The sequence below is a fragment of the Streptomyces beihaiensis genome (assembly GCF_026274175.1).
In the GTDB taxonomy this organism is placed as follows: Bacteria; Actinomycetota; Actinomycetes; order Streptomycetales; family Streptomycetaceae; genus Streptomyces; species Streptomyces beihaiensis.
The window spans coordinates 1-18,668 of record NZ_JAPHNL010000026.1; the positions used below are offsets into that span (position 1 = coordinate 1).

Here is an 18,668-nt window from a genome sequence, read left to right on the forward strand (position 1 = left end):
GAGCAACGGCACCAGTACCCATAACGGCACCGGCAACGGGAGCGGCACCGAGCTGGGCCGCTACCTGCGTGCCCGCCCCGACCACGCCCCCGGTCGACCCGCGCATCGCCCCGCCCCCGCCGCCCGCCGCGGCACCGGCGCCCGCACCGGCCCCCGCCTCCGGAGCAGGCAAGATCAACCTGGACAAGGGCCGGGTCTCCCTCCAGAAGAACCAGACGGTCTCCCTGGTCAAGGGCGGCCGCCCGCTCCTCAGCCAGGTCAAGATGGGCCTCGGCTGGGAGCCCGCGTTCCGCGGCAAGGACATCGACCTGGACGCGTCGGTGATCGCGTACGGCCCGCAGCGCAACCACATCGACAGCTGCTACTTCGGCAAGCTCTCCATCGTCGGCGGCGCGATCCAACACTCCGGCGACAACCTCACGGGCGAGGGCGCGGGCGACGACGAGGTGATCGTGGTCGACCTCGGGCGCCTCCCTCAGGAGGTGACGGGCCTGGTCTTCACGGTGAACTCGTTCTCCGGCCAGAAGTTCACCGAGGTGGCCAAGGCGTACTGCCGCCTCCTGGACGCCGCGACCGGCGAGGAGTTGGTCCGCTTCGACCTGACCAACGCCGAACCGCAGACCGGCGTGATGATGGCCAAGCTCATCAAGCAGTTCTCCGGAGAGTGGGAGATGACGGCGATCGGCGACTTCGTGAAGTCCCGCACGGTCCGCGGGATGGTGAAGCCGGGGGCGCAGGCGCTGTAGAGGCCATGACGGGCGGGCACGAGGGCCGGTGGCCGGGCTGACGCCGAGTACGAGGACTCAGGCGCGCCACGACCGCGCCTGAGAAGCCTCACCCATGACGCGTCGCAGAGGGCGCTGACGGCAGCCCGCACCCGCTGTCGGACGCGGAGTCGGAGAATCCGCTGCGGGACAGGACGATCGACCACAGCTTCTGAACCGGCCTTCCGGCCTCGCGCCCCGGTGTCATTCACACGTTCCAGTAGTCACGCTCTGGGAGTTCCACCCACAGGTCCGGCGGGCCGGTGACGGCGCGTGCGTCGGTCGGGCGCAGTCCGGCGAAGGCGCACGAGTACGCCACCGCGTTGCTCTGGTACAGGTACGCGGTGAGGACCTCCTCGGGGGTGTCGGCTTCGTCGGGGCCGCCGCCCGGGTGGAGGTCCCAGCCCTCGATCGTCCCGTCGCGGACGATGCTGCCCTGGTTGCCGCTCTTGGGGTTGACGTACAAGCCGTAGCAGACGGTCCCGCTGGACAGACGGATCTGCACGCCCGGCATCTGCGGCGCGTAACCCCAGGGTTGGGTCACGACGCAGCCGCCGGGGACGGACGTGACGCCGACGATCCGCAGAGTCTCGTCCAGTTCGTACGCGTACGGGTCGGCGAGGACGTCCGCCAAGAACTCCTCCTCCACCGACGTCGCTTCCAAGCGGCGCACCGCCTCGGCCGCGTCGATCCCGGACACGCAGCTCAGGCCCGTGCCCTCGTCGTAGAGATCGCCCAGCGCCGCTATGAGTCGCGCGGCGTCTTCGGCCGCCCGGCGCTCGACCTCGGTCAGCCCGACCCCTGCCGGGGCCGTGAACAGGTCCGGCGTCGGGCCCGCGAGGCTCAGCCGCCCCGGCGACCAGCCGCCGAGCGACGGCCGCCACGGCTCGGCCCCGGCGGCAGCCAGCGCCCGTGCGTTCTCCGGCCGCCTGGAGGTGACGGCCTCCCACAGCGCGGTCACCCCGCCCTGCAGAGCGTCCACGTCCATGACTCGCGCGGCCAACTCCGTGACGGCCTCCGGTGAGCCGAACACCGCCGCTCGGTGCAGCGGTCGGCCCCCGCTCCACCGCTCCGGATCGGCGCCCGCGTCCAAGCGCCGACGGATGTCTTCGTGATCGGTCCAGTCCCAGCTCATGCCGGTCCAGCCGAGTCCCTGCGGTGTTGCCATCCTGCCTGTCCCCTCCCGCGCCTCAGGCCCGCGCGTCCCCGGAGGGGCATGCGTGCTTGTACGCGTACGTCAGTTCGCTTCACAGCCTCGCAGAGGGGTCTGACAATCGGCGGGGCTCAGAAGTCCACGCGCACCGGTTCGTCCACCCGCGCCACCGACTCCTGGTCGAAGCGGCGTACGTACGCGGCGCGGATCTGCTCGATCTTCGCTCCGGCCGAGCGGGCGTCAGCGGCCGGATACAGGAGCGTCAGCTCGTACGAGCGCTCGTGCTCGATCACGCCGTGCGCGTCGCGGTACTGGCCCTGCGCTTCCTGGACCGTGAGCCCGTCGGGGAAGCGGGGCGTGACGACCGTGTCGACGAACGCGTGGAACTCCTTGTCCGTGACCTGCGGTCCGCCGTTCGGGCGGACGGTCCCGAACAGCAGCTTCGTCTCGGCGTAAGGCTTGCCCGAGACCGCTGAGGCCGCCGCCGGTACCGGATCGGGGGCCGACAGGGCCGGCGCCGCCCCCGCCGTACCCAGCAGCGCACCGGAGACGGCGAGCGCGGCGAGGCAGCGGCGGGAGCGGGACACGGAGCGGAGCCGACGGGGCATGGACGTTCCTTTCGTTGCTGCTCACAGAGGCCGTGAGCAGTAACGACGGCGTCGGTCGTGAAGGTACGGGCGCCTTACGGCACCACCACGATCTTCCGCCCCACCCCCGCCGCGAACTGGTCGAGCGCCTGCGGGTAGGAGTCCAGTGGCAGCCGGTCGCTGATGAAGACGTCGGGGTCGAGCACCCCTGCCGCGAACAGCTCGGCCGCCCGCTCGTAGCTGTGCAGCACCGCCATCGAACCGGTGATGGTGATCTCCTGGTTGTAGATGCGGTACGGGTCGATGGTCACGCGCGTCGAGTAGTCCGAGACGCCGAACTGCAGGAACGTGCCCGCCTTCGCGACCCGGCCGAGGCCGTCCTGGATCGCCGCGGCGTTGCCCGTCGCGTCGATCACCACGTCCCAGCCGCCCGGCCGGTCGAGCTCGTCCGCGCCCGCCGCCGACGCCGAGACGCCGAGCCGCCGGGCCGTCGCGAGCCGGTCCGGATTGAGGTCGACCATGTCGACGCTCGCCGCGCCGGTCCGCTTGGCCAGTTCCAGCATCATCAGGCCCATCGTGCCGGAGCCGTAGATCAGCACGTGCGAGCCGAGCCGCGAGCGCAGCACGTCGTAGCCGCGCACCGCGCACGACAAGGGCTCGACGAGTGCCGCGTCCTGGGTACGTACGTGCTCGGGCAGACGGACGCAGTTCGCCGCGGGCGCCACCGCGTACCGGGCCGCGCCGCCCGCCGTGGTCACACCGATCGCCGCCCACCGCTCGCACAGGTTGCCGCGCCCGGCCCGGCAGTACCGGCACTCGTGGCAGTGCAGCGAGGGGTCGACCGCCACTCGGTCGCCCTCCGCCAGCTCGGTCACGTCGCGGCCGAGCGCCACGACCGTGCCGGCGAACTCGTGCCCCGGCACCACCGGCAGCGTCGGCGCGAACTCGCCCTGCAAGATGTGCAGATCGGTGCCGCACAGGCCGCACGCCGCCACCTCGACGACCACGTCGCGCGGTCCGGGCGTCGGGTCCGGCACCTCGCCGACGACGACCTTGCCCACCGATTCGACGATGGCTGCCCTCATTTCACAGCTCCCAACGACAGGCCCTGGACCAGCTTGTCCTGGGCGGCGAACCCCGCCGCGAGCACCGGCAGGGAGATCACGAGCGACGCGGCGCACACCTTGGCCAGGAACAGGCCCTGGCTGGTGATGAAGCCGGTCAGGAAGACGGGCGCGGTCTCGGCCACGACGCCCGTGAGCACCCGCGCGAAGAGGAGTTCGTTCCAGCTGAAGATGAAACAGATCAGCGCCGTCGCCGCGATCCCGGGCAGCGCGATCGGCGCCACCACCCGGCCGAGCACCGTCGGCAGCCGCGCCCCGTCGATCTGCGCGGCCTCGATGACGGCGACCGGCACCTCGGCGAGGAACGACTGCATCATCCACACCGCGATCGGCAGGTTCATCGACGTGTAGAGGATGACAAGCAGCCAGATGTTGTCCAGGAAGTGCGTGTTCTTCGCGAAGAGGTAGATCGGCAGCAGCCCGGCCACCACCGGCAGCATCTTCGTCGACAGGAAGAAGAACAGGACGTCCGTCCACTTCTTCACCGGCCGGATCGACAGCGCGTACGCGGCCGGCAGCGCGAGCAGCAGCACGCACACCGTCGAGGCGACCGACGCCACCGTCGAGTTGACCAGGGAGGGCCAGGGGCTCTGGCCGCCGCCCACACCGAAGAAGTCCCGGTATCCGTCGAGGGTGAGCGCGGCGCCGAACGACGGCGGGTTGGTCGCCGCGTCCGCCTCCGAGTGGAACGACGTCAGCGCCATCCAGGCGACCGGCAGGAAGAACAGGATCCCGGCCAGCCACGCGAGCAGCCCGAGTCCCTTGCTCTTCAGGAACGGGAGGAGCCCGGAGAGTACGGGGTTCATCAGCGCGACACCTCCTCGCGGAACAGGGACGACACGACGCGCAGCGCGAAGGTCGCGATGATGATCGAACCGATGACGACCAGGACACCGGCCGCCGACGCGAGACCGTTCTCGTGGGCCTGGTAGAAGCTCTGGTAGACCGTGTACGGCAGGTTCGCCGTGCCCAGGCCGCCCGAGGTGAGGGTGAAGACCGCGTCGAAGTTCTGCACGATGTAGATCGAGCCGAGCAGCGCGCCGAGTTCCAGGTAGCGGCGCAGGTGCGGGAGCGTCATGTGGCGGAAGATCTGCCAGGGGCCCGCCCCGTCCATCCGCGCCGCCTCGATGAGTTCGGGGGAACGCGACTGGAGCCCCGCCAGCAGGATCAGCATCATGAACGGCGTCCACTGCCAGATCAGCGCCGCCTCGACCGCCATCAGCGGCGTGTGGGAGATCCAGTCGGGCTGCGGCCCGCCCACGTAGTGCAACAGGCCGTTGAGCAGGCCGTACTCGGGGTTGTAGAGGACGTGCTTCCACAGCAGGGCGGCGGCGACCGGCACGATCAGGAACGGCGCGATCAGCAGCGTACGGACCAGGCCGCGCCCCCGGAACTTCCGGTCGAGCAGCAGCGCCAGGCCGAGACCGATCACCAGGCTCACCACGACGACCGACACGGTCAGCACGATCGTGCTGACGACGGACTTGCGCATGGCGGGGTCGGACAGCACCTGCGAGTAGTTGCCGAACCAGTCGAAGTGGCGGGCCTTCGGGTACAGCGCGTTCCAGTCGAAGAACGAGATCACCAGCGTCGCCACGAACGGCAGCTGAGTGACCACGATCATGAAGACCAGGGCGGGCAGCAGCGGCCCGCGCCGCGCCCAGGCGCGCAGGCGGTCGCTCGGGCCGGTCGCCGCGGCGGTGCGCGCACGGGTGGCACAGACGGCGGGGTCGGTGGTCGCGGTCGTCATCGGCCCTCGTACTCCTTCGTGATCTGGGAGGCGAGCTTCTGGGACTTGGCCAGGGCCGTGTCGACGGACTGGCGGCCCGCGATCGCCGCGCTGATCTCCTGCGACACCTTGGTGCCGAGGTCGGTGAACTCGGGGATGTCGACGAACTGGATGCCGGGCGCGGGCCGCTTCTGCACCCCCGGATCGCGCGGCCGGGCGCTCTCGATGGCCTCACGCGTGCGGTCGGCGAAGGAGGCCGCCTCGGCGCGGTACTGGGGGATCTCGTACGTCGAAGCGCGCTTGCCCGCCGGGACGTCGGCCCAGCCGAACTTCTCGCCGACGAGCCGCTCGTACTCCTTGCTCGACGCCCACGAGATGAACTTCCATGCCTTGTCGGGGTTGTGGGACGCCTTTTGCAGACCCCACGCCCACGTGTACAGCCAGCCGCTGGACCGCGTCCTGTCGACCGGCGCGGGCGCGTACCCGATCTTGCCCTTGACCGGCGAGCCCTTCGCCTCCAGCAGGCCGGCGGCCGACGTCGCGTCGTACCACATGGCGGTCTTGGACTGGGTGGTGTCGTTGAGGCACTCGGCGAAGCCGGACTGGGCGGCACCGGACTCCCCGTGGGCGCGCACCAGGTCGACGTAGAACTTCGTGGCGTTCTTGAAGCCGGGGGCGGTCAGGCGTGCCTTCCAGTCCTTGTCGAACCAGGTGCCGCCGAAGGTGTTCACGACCGTCGTCAGCGGCGCCATCGACTCGCCCCAGCCGGGCAGGCCGCGCAGGCAGATCCCCTTCATGCCCGGCTCGGCGCCGTCCACCTTCGCGGCGAGGTCGGCGACCTGCCGCCAGGTGGGGTGGGCGGGCATCGTCAGGCCCTTCTGGGCGAACACGTCCTTGCGGTACATGAGGAACGACGACTCGCCGTAGAACGGCTCTCCGTACAGCTTCCCGTCGTCGGCGGTGAGCGACTGGCGCATCGGGGCGAGGATGTCCTGCTGGTCGAAGCCCGGGTCGTCCTTCACGTACGAGCCGAGTTCGTGCAGCCAGCCGTTGCGGGCGTAGATGGGTATCTCGTAGTTGCTGAGCGTCGCCACGTCGTACTGACCGGCCTGGTTGGCGAAGTCCTGGCTGATCTTGTCGCGTACGTCGTTCTCCGGCAGCACGGTGAAGTTGACCTTGATGCCGGTCTTCTGCGTGAAGTACCGGGAGGTGAGCTTCTGCAACTCGGTCATCTGCGGGTTGTTCACCATCAGGACGTTGATGGAGTCACCGCCCAGCCCGCCGGCGCCTGCCCAGCAGCCGGACAGAAGAGGGGCGAGCAGCGTCCCTGCGGCGGCCGTCGCGAGCAGGGTGCCCGGTGGCCTCCGTCGGCTCTGGGTTCGCATGGTTGCTCCTGGACTTTTGGGGTGTACGGGGATGAAGGGGCACGTGGACGGGTGTGCGGAACCCGCCCGTGTACCGCGGTGGGTGAGGGAACGGTTGTGAGGGACGGCCGGACGGCCGGACGGGCCTGTGGTCGTCCGGCCGTCCGGGTGGTCAGACGCGGACGACCTGGGGGCCGAGCATGGAGTAGCGGTGAGCTTCGGAGGCGGGCAGCTGCGTACTGGTGACGATCGCCTCCAGCGCTCCCACCGGCGCGAACCGGCAGAAGCTGACCGCCCCGAACTTGGTGTGCACGCCCGCGAAGACCGTCCGCCGCGCCGCGCGCACGGCCTGCGCCTTGACCTCGCTGACGGCGGGGTCGGGGGTGGTCAGGCCGTACTCACGGGAGATGCCGTTCGCGCCGATGTAGGCGAGGTCGATGACGAATCCCGCGAGCATCTTCGTCGTCCAGTGGTCGACCGTGGCGAGTGTGCCCGCGCGCACCCGCCCGCCGAGCAGCAGCACCGTGGTCCGCTCGGCCTCGGCCAGTGCGCCCGCCGTCGCCAGGGACGCGGTGACCACCGTCAGCGGCCGGTCGCGGGGCAGCGCCTCGGCGATCAGCTGCGGAGTGAACCCCTCGTCGACGAAGACGGTCTCCGCGTCCCCGAGCAGGTCGGCCGCGGCCGCGGCGATCCGCCGTTTCTCCGGAACGTGCATGGTCGTGCGGAACGCGAGCGTCGTCTCGAACCCGGCGCTCTCCACCGGATACGCCCCGCCGTGCGTGCGCCGCACCAGACCGTGGTCCTCCAGGGCGCGCAGATCGCGCCGGACCGTCTCCTTGGCGACGCCGAGCTCGGCGGCGAGCTCGGTGACGTCGACGGAGCCCGCGTGGCGGGCCACGCGCACGATCTCGCGCTGCCTGTCCTCCGCATTCACCACCGGAACCTCCGCGTCGGTCGCCCGTTCGGGCCCTCGGCGGCCCGCACCGGAAGTTCTACCGGCGTGCCGCGCCGGTGACCAGGTCTGTTGCGGACTCGTCGGTGCCCGTTCGTGCCCGTTCGACACGCCCGGCGCCCGCCTTCGACCTGCGCGGGAGCCGTCGGGGCGGTGGGTTCGGGCGGCGCGGATGCCCGTTCAACGGTGCGGGCGGGTCTGTTTGCTGACCGGATGGCCGGTGGAGGGCCCCGGTGCCGGGGCCGGGGAGGGCTCAGTAGGGCCAGATCGGCGGGTCGTCGACGAAGCGGCCGCCCATGTGGAGGTGCGCCGGGTTGTCGTCGCTGAGGGGGCCGAACTCGGCCAGGAGCTTGTCCGCGTACACCTCGGAGTCGTCCTGCGGGTCGTAGCCGAGGGCGCGGGCGCCGGAGAGATCCCACCACAGCCGGGTGTTGGCGGACGAGCCGTAGACCACGGTGTGGCCGACGTCCTTGGCGGTCAGGGCCGCGTGGAAGAGGCGGGCGCCGTCGGCCGGGCTCAGCCAGACCGACATCATGCGGACGTCGGTCGGCTCCTTGAAGCAGGAGCCGATCCGCACCGACACCGTCTCGATGCCGAACTTGTCCCAGTGGAACTGGGCCAGATCCTCGCCGAACGACTTCGACAGGCCGTAGTACGTGTCCGGGCGGCGAAGCGTCGAGACCGGGACCAGCGGGTCACCGTCCTCGACGCGCGGGCGCGGGGTGAAGCCGATCGCGTGGTTGGAGGAGGCGAAGACGACGCGCGGGGCCGGGCCGCCGCGGCGCTCGGCCTCGGCGCGCACCGAGTCGAAGAGGTGATAGGTGCCCCTGATGTTCGACTCGAGGATCTTGTCGAAGGTCGACTCGAGCGAGATGCCCGCGAGGTGCAGGACGCCGTCCACGTCGCGTACGGCCGCGCGCAGCGCCTCGGTGTCGTTCAGGTCGGCGACGATCGCGTCCGGCGCTCCGTCCACCGGGCGCACGTCGAGCAGCCGAAGCTCGTACCCGTGGGAGGGGAGCAGCTCGCGCATCAAGGTGCCGAGTCCGCCCGCGGCGCCGGTGAGCAGGATCGTGCGAGGCCCGGAAGAAGCTGCCATGCGGGTGGTCTCCGATCTCCGTGCGTGCATCTGCGTGCGTGCATCTCCGTGCGTGCGCAGAATTCACATGCATGGACACGCTAAGGAGCGTGATCGGTCACGTCAAGGGTGCTCCCGTGGGTGCGACGGGATGTCGTGCGCTTGACCACCTCCCTGGGGGCGGCTTACGGTGACGGCGACGGCGTTCATAAACGTGTACGCGAATCAGAAACATGGACATGGTGGGAGAGCTCGTGACGTCAGCCCCGCTCGCAGCGCGACTCGCGGTCCCCAGCGGACCGCTGTTCTTCCCCGTCACCACGTACGGACCGGACGGCGCCGTGGACCTCGACGCCTACCGCACCCACGTACGGCGCGGCGTGGAGAGCGGCGCCGCGGCCGTCTTCGCCTGCTGCGGCACCGGTGAGTTCCACGCGCTCGCACCCGAGGAGTACGAGGTGTGCGTCGCGGCCGCCGTCGAGGCCACGGCCGGCCGGGTGCCCGTCCTGGCGGGCGTCGGATACGGCACCGCGCTCGCCGTGCAGTACGCGCGCAGGGCCGAACGGGCGCGCGTCGACGGGCTGTTGGCGATGCCGCCCTACCTCGTCGCCGCCGCGCAGGAGGGCCTGCTGCGGCACTACACGCGCCTCGCCGACGCGACCTCCCTCGATGTGATCGTCTACCAGCGCGACAACGCCGTGTTCACCCCGGAGACCGTCGTCGCCCTCGCCCGCCACCCCCGGATCATCGGCCTCAAGGACGGCGTCGGCGACCTGGACCTGATGCAGCGGATCATCAGTGCCGTACGGGGAGGGCAGGGCGGACAGGGGACGGGGCAGGGGCCGTCGGACTTCCTCTACTTCAACGGGCTCCCCACCGCCGAACTCACCGGCCTCGCCTACCGCGGCATCGGCGTCACCCTCTACTCCTCCGCCGTCTTCTGCTTCGCCCCAAACATCGCGCAGCTCTTCTACCGCGCGCTCGGCACGGGCGACGACGCCACGGCGAACCGGCTCATCGACGGCTTCTACCGCCCGCTGGTCGAGCTGCGCAACCAGGGCAAGGGGTACGCGGTCTCGCTGGTCAAGGCGGGCGTACGGCTCAGCGGCCTGGAAGTCGGCGAGGTCCGGCCGCCGCTGCACGAGCCCGGCGAGGAGCACGTCGAGCGGCTCGCGGAGCTCATCGAGCGCGGCGAGAGGTTGTGCGAAGAGCTGGAGGGGGAAGAAGGGGCCGCGAGGTGAAGGCGTCGGCGTTCGTCTACCCGTGGGACGTGGTCGGTGACCCCGACGCCGCCCGCCGCATCGCCGACCTCGGCGTCCAGCAGGTCACCCTCGCCGCCGCCTACCACTCCACCCGCGCCCTCACGCCCCGCCACCCGCGCCACCGCGTCGTCACCGCCGGGCACGCGGCCGTGCTCTACCCGGTCGACGAACAGCGCTGGCGCGGGCGGGAGCTGCGACCCTACGAGGCCGGAGACTGGGCCCCCGGTGACGCGTACGGGCGGGCCGCCGCCGCGCTCGCCGAGGCCGGGCTCGAGGTCCACACGTGGGTCGTGCTCGCCCACAACTCCCGTCTGGGCGCCGAGCACCCGGACACCTGTGTCGTCAACGCCTACGGCGACCGCTACCCCTGGGCCCCGTGCATCGCGCAGCCGCCCACCCGCGCCTACCTCACCGACCTCGCGGCGGAAGCCGCGACCCGCCCCGGCGCCCGCGGCACCGAACTGGAGTCGCTCGGCTGGTACGGCCTCGCGCACCTGCACGCCCACGACAAGACGGGCGGCGTCGCGCTCGGCGAGGCCGGGCAGTACCTCATGTCGCTGTGCTTCTGCCCGTCGTGCCGCGACGGATACGCCGAACGCGGCCTGGACGCCGACAAGTTGAACGCGACCGTGCGGGCGGCACTGGAACCCGTATGGCGCGGTCAGGTCCCGGACGGGGACTGGTCGACGGTCGAGCGAATGCTCGGCGCCGAGACGGCGACGGCCACCCGCGCCTACCGCGACGCGACCGCCCGGAGCCTCCAGGAGACGGCGGTGGCGGCGGTCCGCGCGGCGGCCCGGACCCCGAACGCGTCGAACGTGCCGATCGCGCCGAACGGCCAGGAGTCCTTCCAGGTGCTCCTGCACGCGGACCCGTCCTCCCACCACTGCGGTGCCAACGCGGGCGTCGAGCCCGCCCACATCCTCTCCGTGGCCGACGGCGTGGTGGTGCCGTGCACGGGCGGCGCGGACCTGGTGCGCCCGTTCGCGCGGGCCGCCGCGGGGGCGGTCGTCGCCGCGAACCTCACCGTCGTGCGCGGCATGGGCGGCAGCCCCGACACCCTCGCGGCGGACGCCCGTGCCGCCCGCGACCTGGGCGCCACCGAACTGCGCCTCTACCACGCGGGTCTGGCGTCGGACGAGGATCTGGCGGCGGTCGCGGAGGCGGTCCGGGAGCTCTGAGGCCCCGGAACGGTTCGCGTCGGTCCGCGGGAGCGTCGACAAACGGGTCCGAGTGCAGGGCGGCTTACCGGGATTCGGTCGCGGGATTCGGTCGGCGGACGCGGGGGGAGCTTCTTTCGTCGCAAGCGTTGACGAACGGCGTCGGCGCTTCTAACTTCAACGCGTCGTACTTCATACGTCATATATGAGACGCCATACGCCATACGCCGCACCCCATACGCCGCACGCGATACGCGGGACCCCGTACGCAGTGCCTGATACGGGACACGTCATACATGGTGTGCGGGGCGCCCGCCGTGCCCCGCCGACCCGAGAGGCGCGCATGACCTCAGTGCCCACGCCGATCCCCTCCCGCACCGAGTACGTGCTCCAGGAGATCAAGCACCGCATCCTGACCGGTCGGCTCACGCCAGGCCAGGCCCTCGTGGAGAGTGAGCTCGCCGCGCAGTTCGGGGTCTCCAAGACGCCCGTGCGCGAGGCGCTCAAGACCCTCGCGGGGACCGGCCTCGTCGTGATGAGCCAGTACAAGGGCACCACGGTGCGCATGGTCGACGCGGCCATGGCCCGCGAGGTCTACGACGTACGGCTGCTGCTCGAACCGGAGGCGCTGCGCCGCACCGTCCACCGTCGCGCCTCGCTCGATGCCGCCCGTGACGCCCTGCGGCGCGCCGACGCGGCCGCCGACGCCGCCCAACGCTCCCTGACCAACCGGGAGTTCCATCGCGCGCTCTACCTTCCGTGCGGCAACCCGCTGCTCGGCAAGATGCTCGACGAGGTCCGTGACCAGGCCGCCCTCGTCTCCGCCGTGGCGTGGGCGGCCGACCCGTCGTGGGAGCGGGAGGCCGCCGAACACCGGGAGATCCTCGAACTCGCCCTCGCGGGCGACGCCCAGGGTGCGTCGCGCGCGCTGCGCGACCACATCGCGTCATTCGTCGAACGGGCCTTTCCCGAGGCCCGCGAAGAGGGGGAGCGGCACGCATGACAGCCCCGGCCGACACCACGCCGACCGACAACACCCCGACCGCCTCGGGGGCGTACGCATACGCGTTCGCGGCGCAGCGGGCCGCGCTCGCCGAGGTCGTGGCGATCCCCGTGACCCCGTTCGCCGCCGACGGGTCCGTCGACGAGGAGACCTTCGAGGCTCTGCTGCGGCGCCTGCTCGACGGCGGCGTGCGCACCCTCACGCCGAACGGCAACACCGGCGAGTTCTACGCCCTCACTCTCCAAGAGCGTTTCAGGGCAGCCGAGTTGACCCTCGACGTCGTCGGCGGGCGCGCCGCCGTCCTCGTCGGTGTCGGCCACGACGTGCCGACCGCCGTCGACGCCGCCCGCCACGCCCGCGACCACGGCGCCCGCATGGTGATGGTGCATCAGCCCGTGCACCCGTACGTCTCCGAGGCCGGCTGGGTCGACTACCACCGCGCCATCGCCGACGCCGTGCCCGAGCTCGGGGTCGTGCCGTACGTCAAGAACGCCGCGCTCCCCGGCGCCCGCCTCGCCGAACTCGGCGCCGCCTGCCCCAACGTCATCGGTGTGAAGTACGCCGTCCCCGACGCCGCGCGGTTCGCCGCCTTCGCCCGGGACGCGGGGCTGGACCGGTTCGTCTGGGTGGCCGGGCTCGCCGAACCGTACGCGCCTTCCTACTTCTCGGCCGGTGCCACCGGCTTCACCTCGGGGCTCGTGAACGTCGTGCCGGGCATTTCGCTGTCGATGATCGAAGCGCTTCGATCCGGCGACTATCCGGCCGCCATGAAGGTCTGGGAGCGCATCCGCCGCTTCGAGGAGCTGCGCGGCGCCGACGCCTCCGCCAACAACGTCACCGTGGTCAAGGAGGCCCTGGCCTCGCTGGGCCTGTGCCGCCGCGCGGTCCGCCCGCCCAGCAAGGAACTGCCCGAGCCGCAGCGCGCCGAAGTCGCCGCGATCGCCGCGGGGTGGTCGATGTGAGCGGCGCCGCACCACGGACCGGCCCAAGACCCCGGCTCCGCCCCGAACAGCTCCGCTCCCATCAGTGGTACGGCACCGAAGGGCAGCTGCGCACCTGGTCGCACAACGCCCGGATGCGCCAACTCGGTTATGAGGCGGAGGAGTACCGCGGCCGCCCGGTCGTCGCCGTCCTCAACACCTGGTCCGACATCAACCCCTGCCATGTCCACCTGCGCGATCGCGCCGAAGCGGTCAAGCGGGGCGTGTGGCAGGCGGGCGGCTTCCCGCTCGAATTCCCCGTGGCCACGCTGTCGGAGACGTACCAGAAGCCTACCCCGATGCTCTACCGCAACCTGCTCGCCATGGAGACCGAGGAGCTTCTGCGCTCCTACCCCGTCGACGCGGCGGTGCTGCTCGGCGGCTGCGACAAGTCGACGCCCGCACTGCTCATGGGTGCCACCTCCGCCGACGTGCCGTCCGTCTTCGTGCCCGCCGGACCCATGCTGCCCGGACACTGGCGCGGCGAGACGCTCGGCTCCGGCACCGACATGTGGAAGTACTGGGACGAGCACCGCGCCGGGAACCTCACCGACTGCGAACTGCGCGAACTACAGGGCGCGTTGGCGCGCTCGCCCGGTCACTGCATGACCATGGGGACCGCCTCCACGATGACCGCCGCCGCCGAGGCGCTCGGGATGACGCTGCCCGGCGCCTCCTCGATCCCCGCCGTCGACTCGGGACACGAACGGATGGCCGCCGCCTCCGGACGCCGCGCCGTCGACCTCGCCTGGACCGCGCTCGGGCCCGGCGAGATCCTCACGGCCGACGCCTTCGCCGACGCCGTCACCACGGTGCTCGGCCTGGGCGGCTCGACCAACGCCGTCATCCACCTCATCGCCATGGCAGGACGGGTGGGCGTCCCCCTCGCCCTCGACGACTTCGACCGCATCGCCCGCGGGGTGCCGGTCCTCGCCAACGTGCGGCCCGGCGGACGGACGCACCTCATGGAGGACTTCCACTTCGCCGGTGGCCTGCCCGCCTTCCTCTCCCGGATCACGGACCTGCTGCACCTGCGACGGCCCACCGTGAACGGCCTGTTCGGCGACCAGATCGAGGGCGCCGCGGTCCATGACGACGACGTGATCCGTCCGCGTACCAACCCGGTCGCGGCCGAGGGCGGTGTCGCCGTGCTGCGCGGCAACCTGTGCCCCGACGGCGCCGTCATCAAGCACATCGCCGCCGAGCCGCGCCTGCTCAGGCACACCGGGCCCGCCGTCGTCTTCGACGACTACAAGACCATGCAGCGCACCATCGACGACCCGGGGCTCGGCATCACCGCCGACAGTGTGCTCGTGCTCAGGAACTCGGGTCCCAAGGGCGGGCCCGGCATGCCCGAGTACGGGATGCTGCCCATTCCCCGTCACCTGCTCAAGCAGGGCGTACGCGACATGGTGCGGATCTCCGACGCCCGGATGAGCGGCACGAGTTACGGGGCGTGCGTGCTGCACATCGCCCCCGAGTCGTACGTCGGCGGACCGCTCGCGCTCGTCCGCACCGGCGACCTCGTCACGCTCGACGTCGCCGCCCGCACGCTCCGGCTCGACGTGGACGAGGACGAACTGGCACGCAGGCGGGCCGGGTGGAGCCCGCCGCCCGTCCGTACCCGGCGCGGCTACGGCGCGCTCTACGACGACCAGATCACCCAGGCCGACACAGGCTGCGACTTCGCCTTCCTGGCCGGGCCGGGCAAGGTGCCGGACCCGTACGCGGGCTGACGCCGATCGTCACCTCCGCCGCCCCGACCGCGTACGACAAGCCCGCCCGCCCCTGGGTGCCACCGGGACTCCGTCGTCAGCACCCCGCCCTTCATCTCCACCGACGCAGCCACCGTGTACGACGCCCGCCGCTCCGACGGCTCCCTGCCCGCGACGACGTTCCTGACGACCGGGTCCGACACGATCGGCGCGACCATGAACTGACGGCGCATCGACATCTCGATCGAGATATCGATCGTGTAACGGCGGTCGCGGCGAGTGATGTTATGCGCGTAGACATTCCTTCACCTGCACGGAAATCCCCGACCGACTGGAGTGTCCACGTGCCGACCGTCCGCAAGACCGCCAGAGTGGTGGGTGTCGCAGCCGCCTGCGCCGTGGCCGCCGGTGCCCTCTACGGCACCGGCGCCGCGAGCGCCGACCGCCCCACCGCCCACACCACCGCCGAGCCGCAGAACATCGGGCTCCTCAAGAAGCAGATCGAGTCCTACTACGGCGCCCACAAGGACGCCGACGGCACCTGGCGGGCATCGGCCGACAGCGCCTACGCCGACGACCTCGCGCGCATCGAGGCCGGGGCGAAGAAGGACATCGACAAGGCGGCCAGGAAGGCCCGCCACCACGGCGAGAAGCCCGCCGTCGTCTTCGACATCGACGACACGCTGCTGCTCAGCCTCGACTACGAGATCTCCCACAACTACGGCTACGACAGCGCCAGTTGGGGCGCCTACGTGGCCAAGGCCGACCGCCCCGCCGTCTTCGGCACCCCGGACCTCGTCCGGTACGCCGCCGCCAAGGGCGTCGAGGTGTTCTACAACTCCGGCCTGAGCGAGGACCAGCGGTCGGCCGCCATGGAGAACCTGAAGAAGATCGGCGTCGACGTGAACCTCGACGCCGACCACGTCTTCCTCAAGGACAAGGCCGACCCGCCCGCCTATCTGAGCGACTGCGCCACCGCCGCCGCCTGGAACTGCACCACGGTCCAGTACAAGGCGGGCACCCGCAAGCACATCGAGTCGCTCGGCTACGACATCGTCGGCGACTTCGGCGACCAGTACACCGACCTCCAGGGCGGTTACGCCGACAAGACGTACAAGCTGCCCAACCCGACGTACTACGTCGGCTAGCGGGGGAGCGGGGAGGGGGCCGTCGGCTCACCGCCGACGGCCCCCCCCCCCCCCCCCCCCCCCCGACTCTCCAGCCGCCCCCCCAGCCGCCCCCCAGCCAACTCCTCAGCTAACTCTTCAGCGCCGCGCTCATCATCGCCTTGGCGATCGGCGCGGCCAGGCCGTTGCCGCTCACCTCCGAGCGTGCCGCGTCGGACTGCTCGACCAGCACCGCGACCGCGACCTGCTTGCCGGTCGTGTCGTCCTTCGCGTACGACGTGAACCAGGCGTACGGCGTCTTGCTGTTGTTCTCGCCGTGCTGCGCGGTTCCGGTCTTGCCGCCGACCGTCGCCCCGGAGATCCGGGCGTTGGTGCCGGTGCCCTTCGACACCACCGTCTCCATCGCGGACCGCAGCTGCGACGCGGTCGACTCGCTCACCACGCGCTTGTCGTCGGAGTCCGGGTAGCTCGTGAGCGTGTTGCCGTCGGCGTCCGTCACCTTCGACACCATGTGCGGGGACGCCTGCTCGCCGCCGTTGGCGAGCGTCGCGGAGACCATCGCCATCTGCAACGGTGTCGCCGTCACATCGAACTGGCCGATGCCCGAAAGGCCGGTCTGCGCCTTGTCCATGCCGGACGGGTACACGCTCTGGGCCGCGCGCACCGGCACGTCCCGCTTCTCGTCGTCGAAACCGAACTTCTCGGCCATCGCCCTGACCTTGTCCTGCCCCAGGTCGACCGCCATCTTGCCGAAGACGTTGTTGCACGAGTACTGGAGGGCCGTGCGGATCGACGCGTTCTCGCAGGGTGCTGACGCGCTCTCGTTCCTCAGATACGTGCTGGTGCCCGGCAGCAGGTACGGGTTGGGCGAGTCGGTCCTCTCGTCGACCGACGAGTACAGGCCGTCCTCCAGTGCCGCGGCCGCCACCACCAGCTTGAACGTCGAGCCCGGCGGCAGCGCCTGCTTCAGCGCGCGGTTCAGCGTCGGCACGTCCTTGTCCTTCGCCAGCGCCTTCCACACCTTCGCGTCCGACGCGCCCGAACCGCTGACCTTCGACGGGTCGAACGACGGCGTCGACACCATGCCGAGGATCCGCCCGGTCTTCGGGTCGATCGCGACGGCCGCGCCCTTCTTGTCGCCGAGCGCCTGGTACGCGGCCTTCTGCACGGACGGCTCGACCGTCGTCACCACGTCACCCGGGGCCGTGTGCTCGCCGGTGAGCGCGCTCACCGGGTTCTTGAGCCGGGTGTCGGTGCCGTCCAGCACGTCCCGGTAGAGCGACTCCAGTTGCGTGGAGCCGTACACCTGCGAGGTGAAACCGGTCACCGCCGCGTACAGCGACCCGTCCTTGTAGGTCCGCTGGTAGGCGAGGTCACTGGAGCCGCCCGTTCTGGTGGAGCCGGTCACCGCCTTTCCGCCCACGATGATGTCGCCCAGCGGATAGGCGTACCGCTCTATCGTCGTCCGCCGGTTCATGTCGTCGTCTGCGAGGGCCCGGCCGTCGTAGAACTGCACCCACGTCGCCCTGACCAGCAGAGCGAGCACGAGCAGCAGACAGAAGACCGAGGCGCGCCTGATCGTCTTGTTCATCCCGCACAGAAGACGCACGGAGCGGAGTGATTCGTTCCGTAAGGGGCCGTTTTCACAGGTTTCTCAGGTTTCTCAGGCTCAGACTTCGAGTTCTCAGGGGTCTCGGGGGTCTCAGGGCGTCCTCAGTCAGAAGCCGCTCGGATGAACCCGCCCTCGTATGCCGCGATCACCGCCTGTGTGCGGTCCCGCGCCCCCGTCTTGGCGAGCACCGCCGCCACATGCGTCTTCACCGTCGCCGGGCCCACGCCCATGTGCCGTGCGATCTCCGCGTTCGTCAGGCCCCGCGCCATCAGCCGCAGCACGTCGCTCTCCCGCCCGGTCAGGCGGGCCACCCAGGGCGCGGCCGAGCCCCGGCCGCCGTGCGTCGCCGCCAGCGCGCGCACTGCCTCGGGGAAGAGCAGCGTGTCGGTGCGCGCGACCATCCGCACGGCGTCGACCAGCGCGTCGGCGTCGGACCGCTTCAGCAGGAAGCCGGCCGCTCCCGCGCGCAGCGCCTCGTACACGTATGCGTCGTTCTCGAAGGTCGTCACGACCACGATCCGGGGCGGCGCGGTCATCGTCCGCAGGATCTGCTCGGTCGCCCGAATGCCGTCCACCTCCGGCATGCGTACGTCCATGAGGACCACGTCAGGGCTCAGTTCACGTACCACGGACACCGCCTCGGCGCCGCTCGCCGCCTCGCCGACCACCTCGATGTCCGGCTCGGCGGAGAGGATGGCGCGCAGCGCGGTGCGCACCATGTGCTCGTCGTCCGCCAGGACGACGGTGACCGGGGTCATGCGGTCGGTCCCTTCAGAAGTTTCAGGGTTTCAGGGGCTTGAGGGGCTTGAGGGGGCTTCAGAGGGTCCAGGGCTTCAGGGGGCTTCAGGGGCTTCAGGGGCTTGAGAGGTCGGGAGGGTCAAGAGGCTCCGGGGGCTCCAGGGGCAACGTCGCCGTCAGGCGCCATACCGTGCCGGCGCCGCTCTCGGACGGTGCCGGGCCCGCCGTCGCCGTGCCGCCGAGGATCCGGGCCTTGTGTCGCTTCCTCACCGCCGCCCCGCACGAGTGGCCGCGCCTCGCCCCGCGAGTGACCGAGGCCGTCG

Annotated in this window: 17 protein-coding genes and 1 pseudogene; 8 read left to right on the forward strand and 10 right to left on the reverse strand. The window is 71.1% G+C overall.

Annotated elements, in window-relative coordinates:
- Nucleotides 1-746: TerD family protein (locus tag OFY01_RS04055; protein WP_266596345.1), on the forward strand; the 746-nt coding region annotated here is incomplete at its 5' end.
- A 226-nt stretch (nt 747-972) separates the two neighbouring features.
- On the opposite strand, the gene OFY01_RS04060 is transcribed toward OFY01_RS04055, so the two are convergent.
- The 8 genes from OFY01_RS04060 to OFY01_RS04095 all read right to left on the reverse strand — a co-directional run bounded on the left by OFY01_RS04060 (nt 973) and on the right by OFY01_RS04095 (nt 8,769).
- A complete protein-coding gene (locus OFY01_RS04060) occupies nt 973-1,932 on the reverse strand; it encodes an ankyrin repeat domain-containing protein (RefSeq protein WP_266596347.1) in 960 nt (319 codons plus the stop codon).
- Nucleotides 1,933-2,048: 116 nt separating this feature from the next.
- Nucleotides 2,049-2,525, reverse strand: coding sequence for a DUF3574 domain-containing protein (locus OFY01_RS04065; RefSeq protein ID WP_266596348.1), 477 nt, complete (start codon nt 2,523-2,525; stop codon nt 2,049-2,051).
- A gap of 74 nt (nt 2,526-2,599) precedes the next feature.
- Complete coding sequence (locus OFY01_RS04070) at nt 2,600-3,589, reverse strand: zinc-dependent alcohol dehydrogenase family protein (protein WP_266596349.1); 990 nt, start codon at nt 3,587-3,589, stop codon at nt 2,600-2,602.
- Nucleotides 3,586-4,434: a carbohydrate ABC transporter permease gene (locus tag OFY01_RS04075; protein ID WP_266596350.1), complete on the reverse strand. Its 849-nt coding sequence runs from the start codon at nt 4,432-4,434 to the stop codon at nt 3,586-3,588. The genes OFY01_RS04070 and OFY01_RS04075 overlap by 4 nt, the downstream gene beginning before the upstream one ends.
- Entirely contained in the window at nt 4,434-5,378 is a 945-nt protein-coding gene (locus OFY01_RS04080; protein ID WP_266596351.1) for a carbohydrate ABC transporter permease, read from the reverse strand. Before OFY01_RS04080 ends, OFY01_RS04075 begins: the two co-directional genes overlap by 1 nt.
- Complete coding sequence (locus OFY01_RS04085; RefSeq protein WP_266596352.1) at nt 5,375-6,742, reverse strand: ABC transporter substrate-binding protein; 1,368 nt, start codon at nt 6,740-6,742, stop codon at nt 5,375-5,377. The genes OFY01_RS04080 and OFY01_RS04085 overlap by 4 nt, the downstream gene beginning before the upstream one ends.
- Before the next feature lie 151 nt (nt 6,743-6,893).
- On the reverse strand, nt 6,894-7,655 hold the full coding sequence (locus OFY01_RS04090; RefSeq protein ID WP_266596373.1) for a DeoR/GlpR family DNA-binding transcription regulator: 762 nt from the start codon (nt 7,653-7,655) through the stop codon (nt 6,894-6,896).
- A 271-nt stretch (nt 7,656-7,926) separates the two neighbouring features.
- The gene (locus OFY01_RS04095; RefSeq protein WP_266596354.1) at nt 7,927-8,769 is read right to left on the reverse strand and encodes an NAD-dependent epimerase/dehydratase family protein; all 843 of its coding nucleotides are present in this window, start codon (nt 8,767-8,769) and stop codon (nt 7,927-7,929) included.
- A gap of 233 nt (nt 8,770-9,002) precedes the next feature.
- Here OFY01_RS04095 and OFY01_RS04100 point away from each other — a divergent pair, with 233 nt between their 5' ends.
- From OFY01_RS04100 to OFY01_RS04130, 7 genes and pseudogenes are all read left to right on the forward strand, one after another.
- Nucleotides 9,003-9,989: a 5-dehydro-4-deoxyglucarate dehydratase gene (locus OFY01_RS04100; RefSeq protein WP_266596356.1), complete on the forward strand. Its 987-nt coding sequence runs from the start codon at nt 9,003-9,005 to the stop codon at nt 9,987-9,989.
- Nucleotides 9,986-11,191, forward strand: coding sequence for a hypothetical protein (locus OFY01_RS04105; protein WP_266596358.1), 1,206 nt, complete (start codon nt 9,986-9,988; stop codon nt 11,189-11,191). Before OFY01_RS04100 ends, OFY01_RS04105 begins: the two co-directional genes overlap by 4 nt.
- A 322-nt stretch (nt 11,192-11,513) precedes the next feature.
- Nucleotides 11,514-12,173, forward strand: a complete 660-nt coding sequence (locus tag OFY01_RS04110) for a GntR family transcriptional regulator (protein ID WP_266596360.1) — start codon at nt 11,514-11,516, stop codon at nt 12,171-12,173.
- Nucleotides 12,170-13,135: a dihydrodipicolinate synthase family protein gene (locus OFY01_RS04115; protein ID WP_266596362.1), complete on the forward strand. Its 966-nt coding sequence runs from the start codon at nt 12,170-12,172 to the stop codon at nt 13,133-13,135. Before OFY01_RS04110 ends, OFY01_RS04115 begins: the two co-directional genes overlap by 4 nt.
- A complete protein-coding gene (araD, locus tag OFY01_RS04120; protein ID WP_266596364.1) occupies nt 13,132-14,889 on the forward strand; it encodes an L-arabinonate dehydratase in 1,758 nt (585 codons plus the stop codon). Before OFY01_RS04115 ends, araD begins: the two co-directional genes overlap by 4 nt.
- A 60-nt stretch (nt 14,890-14,949) precedes the next feature.
- A pseudogene (locus OFY01_RS32515) lies at nt 14,950-15,093 on the forward strand (right-handed parallel beta-helix repeat-containing protein); the annotation flags it as partial.
- Nucleotides 15,094-15,212: 119 nt separating this feature from the next.
- Nucleotides 15,213-16,016: an HAD family acid phosphatase gene (locus tag OFY01_RS04130; RefSeq protein WP_266596367.1), complete on the forward strand. Its 804-nt coding sequence runs from the start codon at nt 15,213-15,215 to the stop codon at nt 16,014-16,016.
- Nucleotides 16,017-16,125: 109 nt separating this feature from the next.
- On the opposite strand, the gene OFY01_RS04135 is transcribed toward OFY01_RS04130, so the two are convergent.
- Nucleotides 16,126-17,586 carry a peptidoglycan D,D-transpeptidase FtsI family protein gene (locus OFY01_RS04135; RefSeq protein ID WP_266596369.1) on the reverse strand — a complete coding sequence of 487 codons (1,461 nt, stop codon included), beginning with the start codon at nt 17,584-17,586 and terminating at the stop codon, nt 16,126-16,128.
- A gap of 122 nt (nt 17,587-17,708) precedes the next feature.
- A complete protein-coding gene (locus OFY01_RS04140; protein WP_266596371.1) occupies nt 17,709-18,365 on the reverse strand; it encodes a response regulator transcription factor in 657 nt (218 codons plus the stop codon).
- Nucleotides 18,366-18,668: the final 303 nt, after the last annotated feature.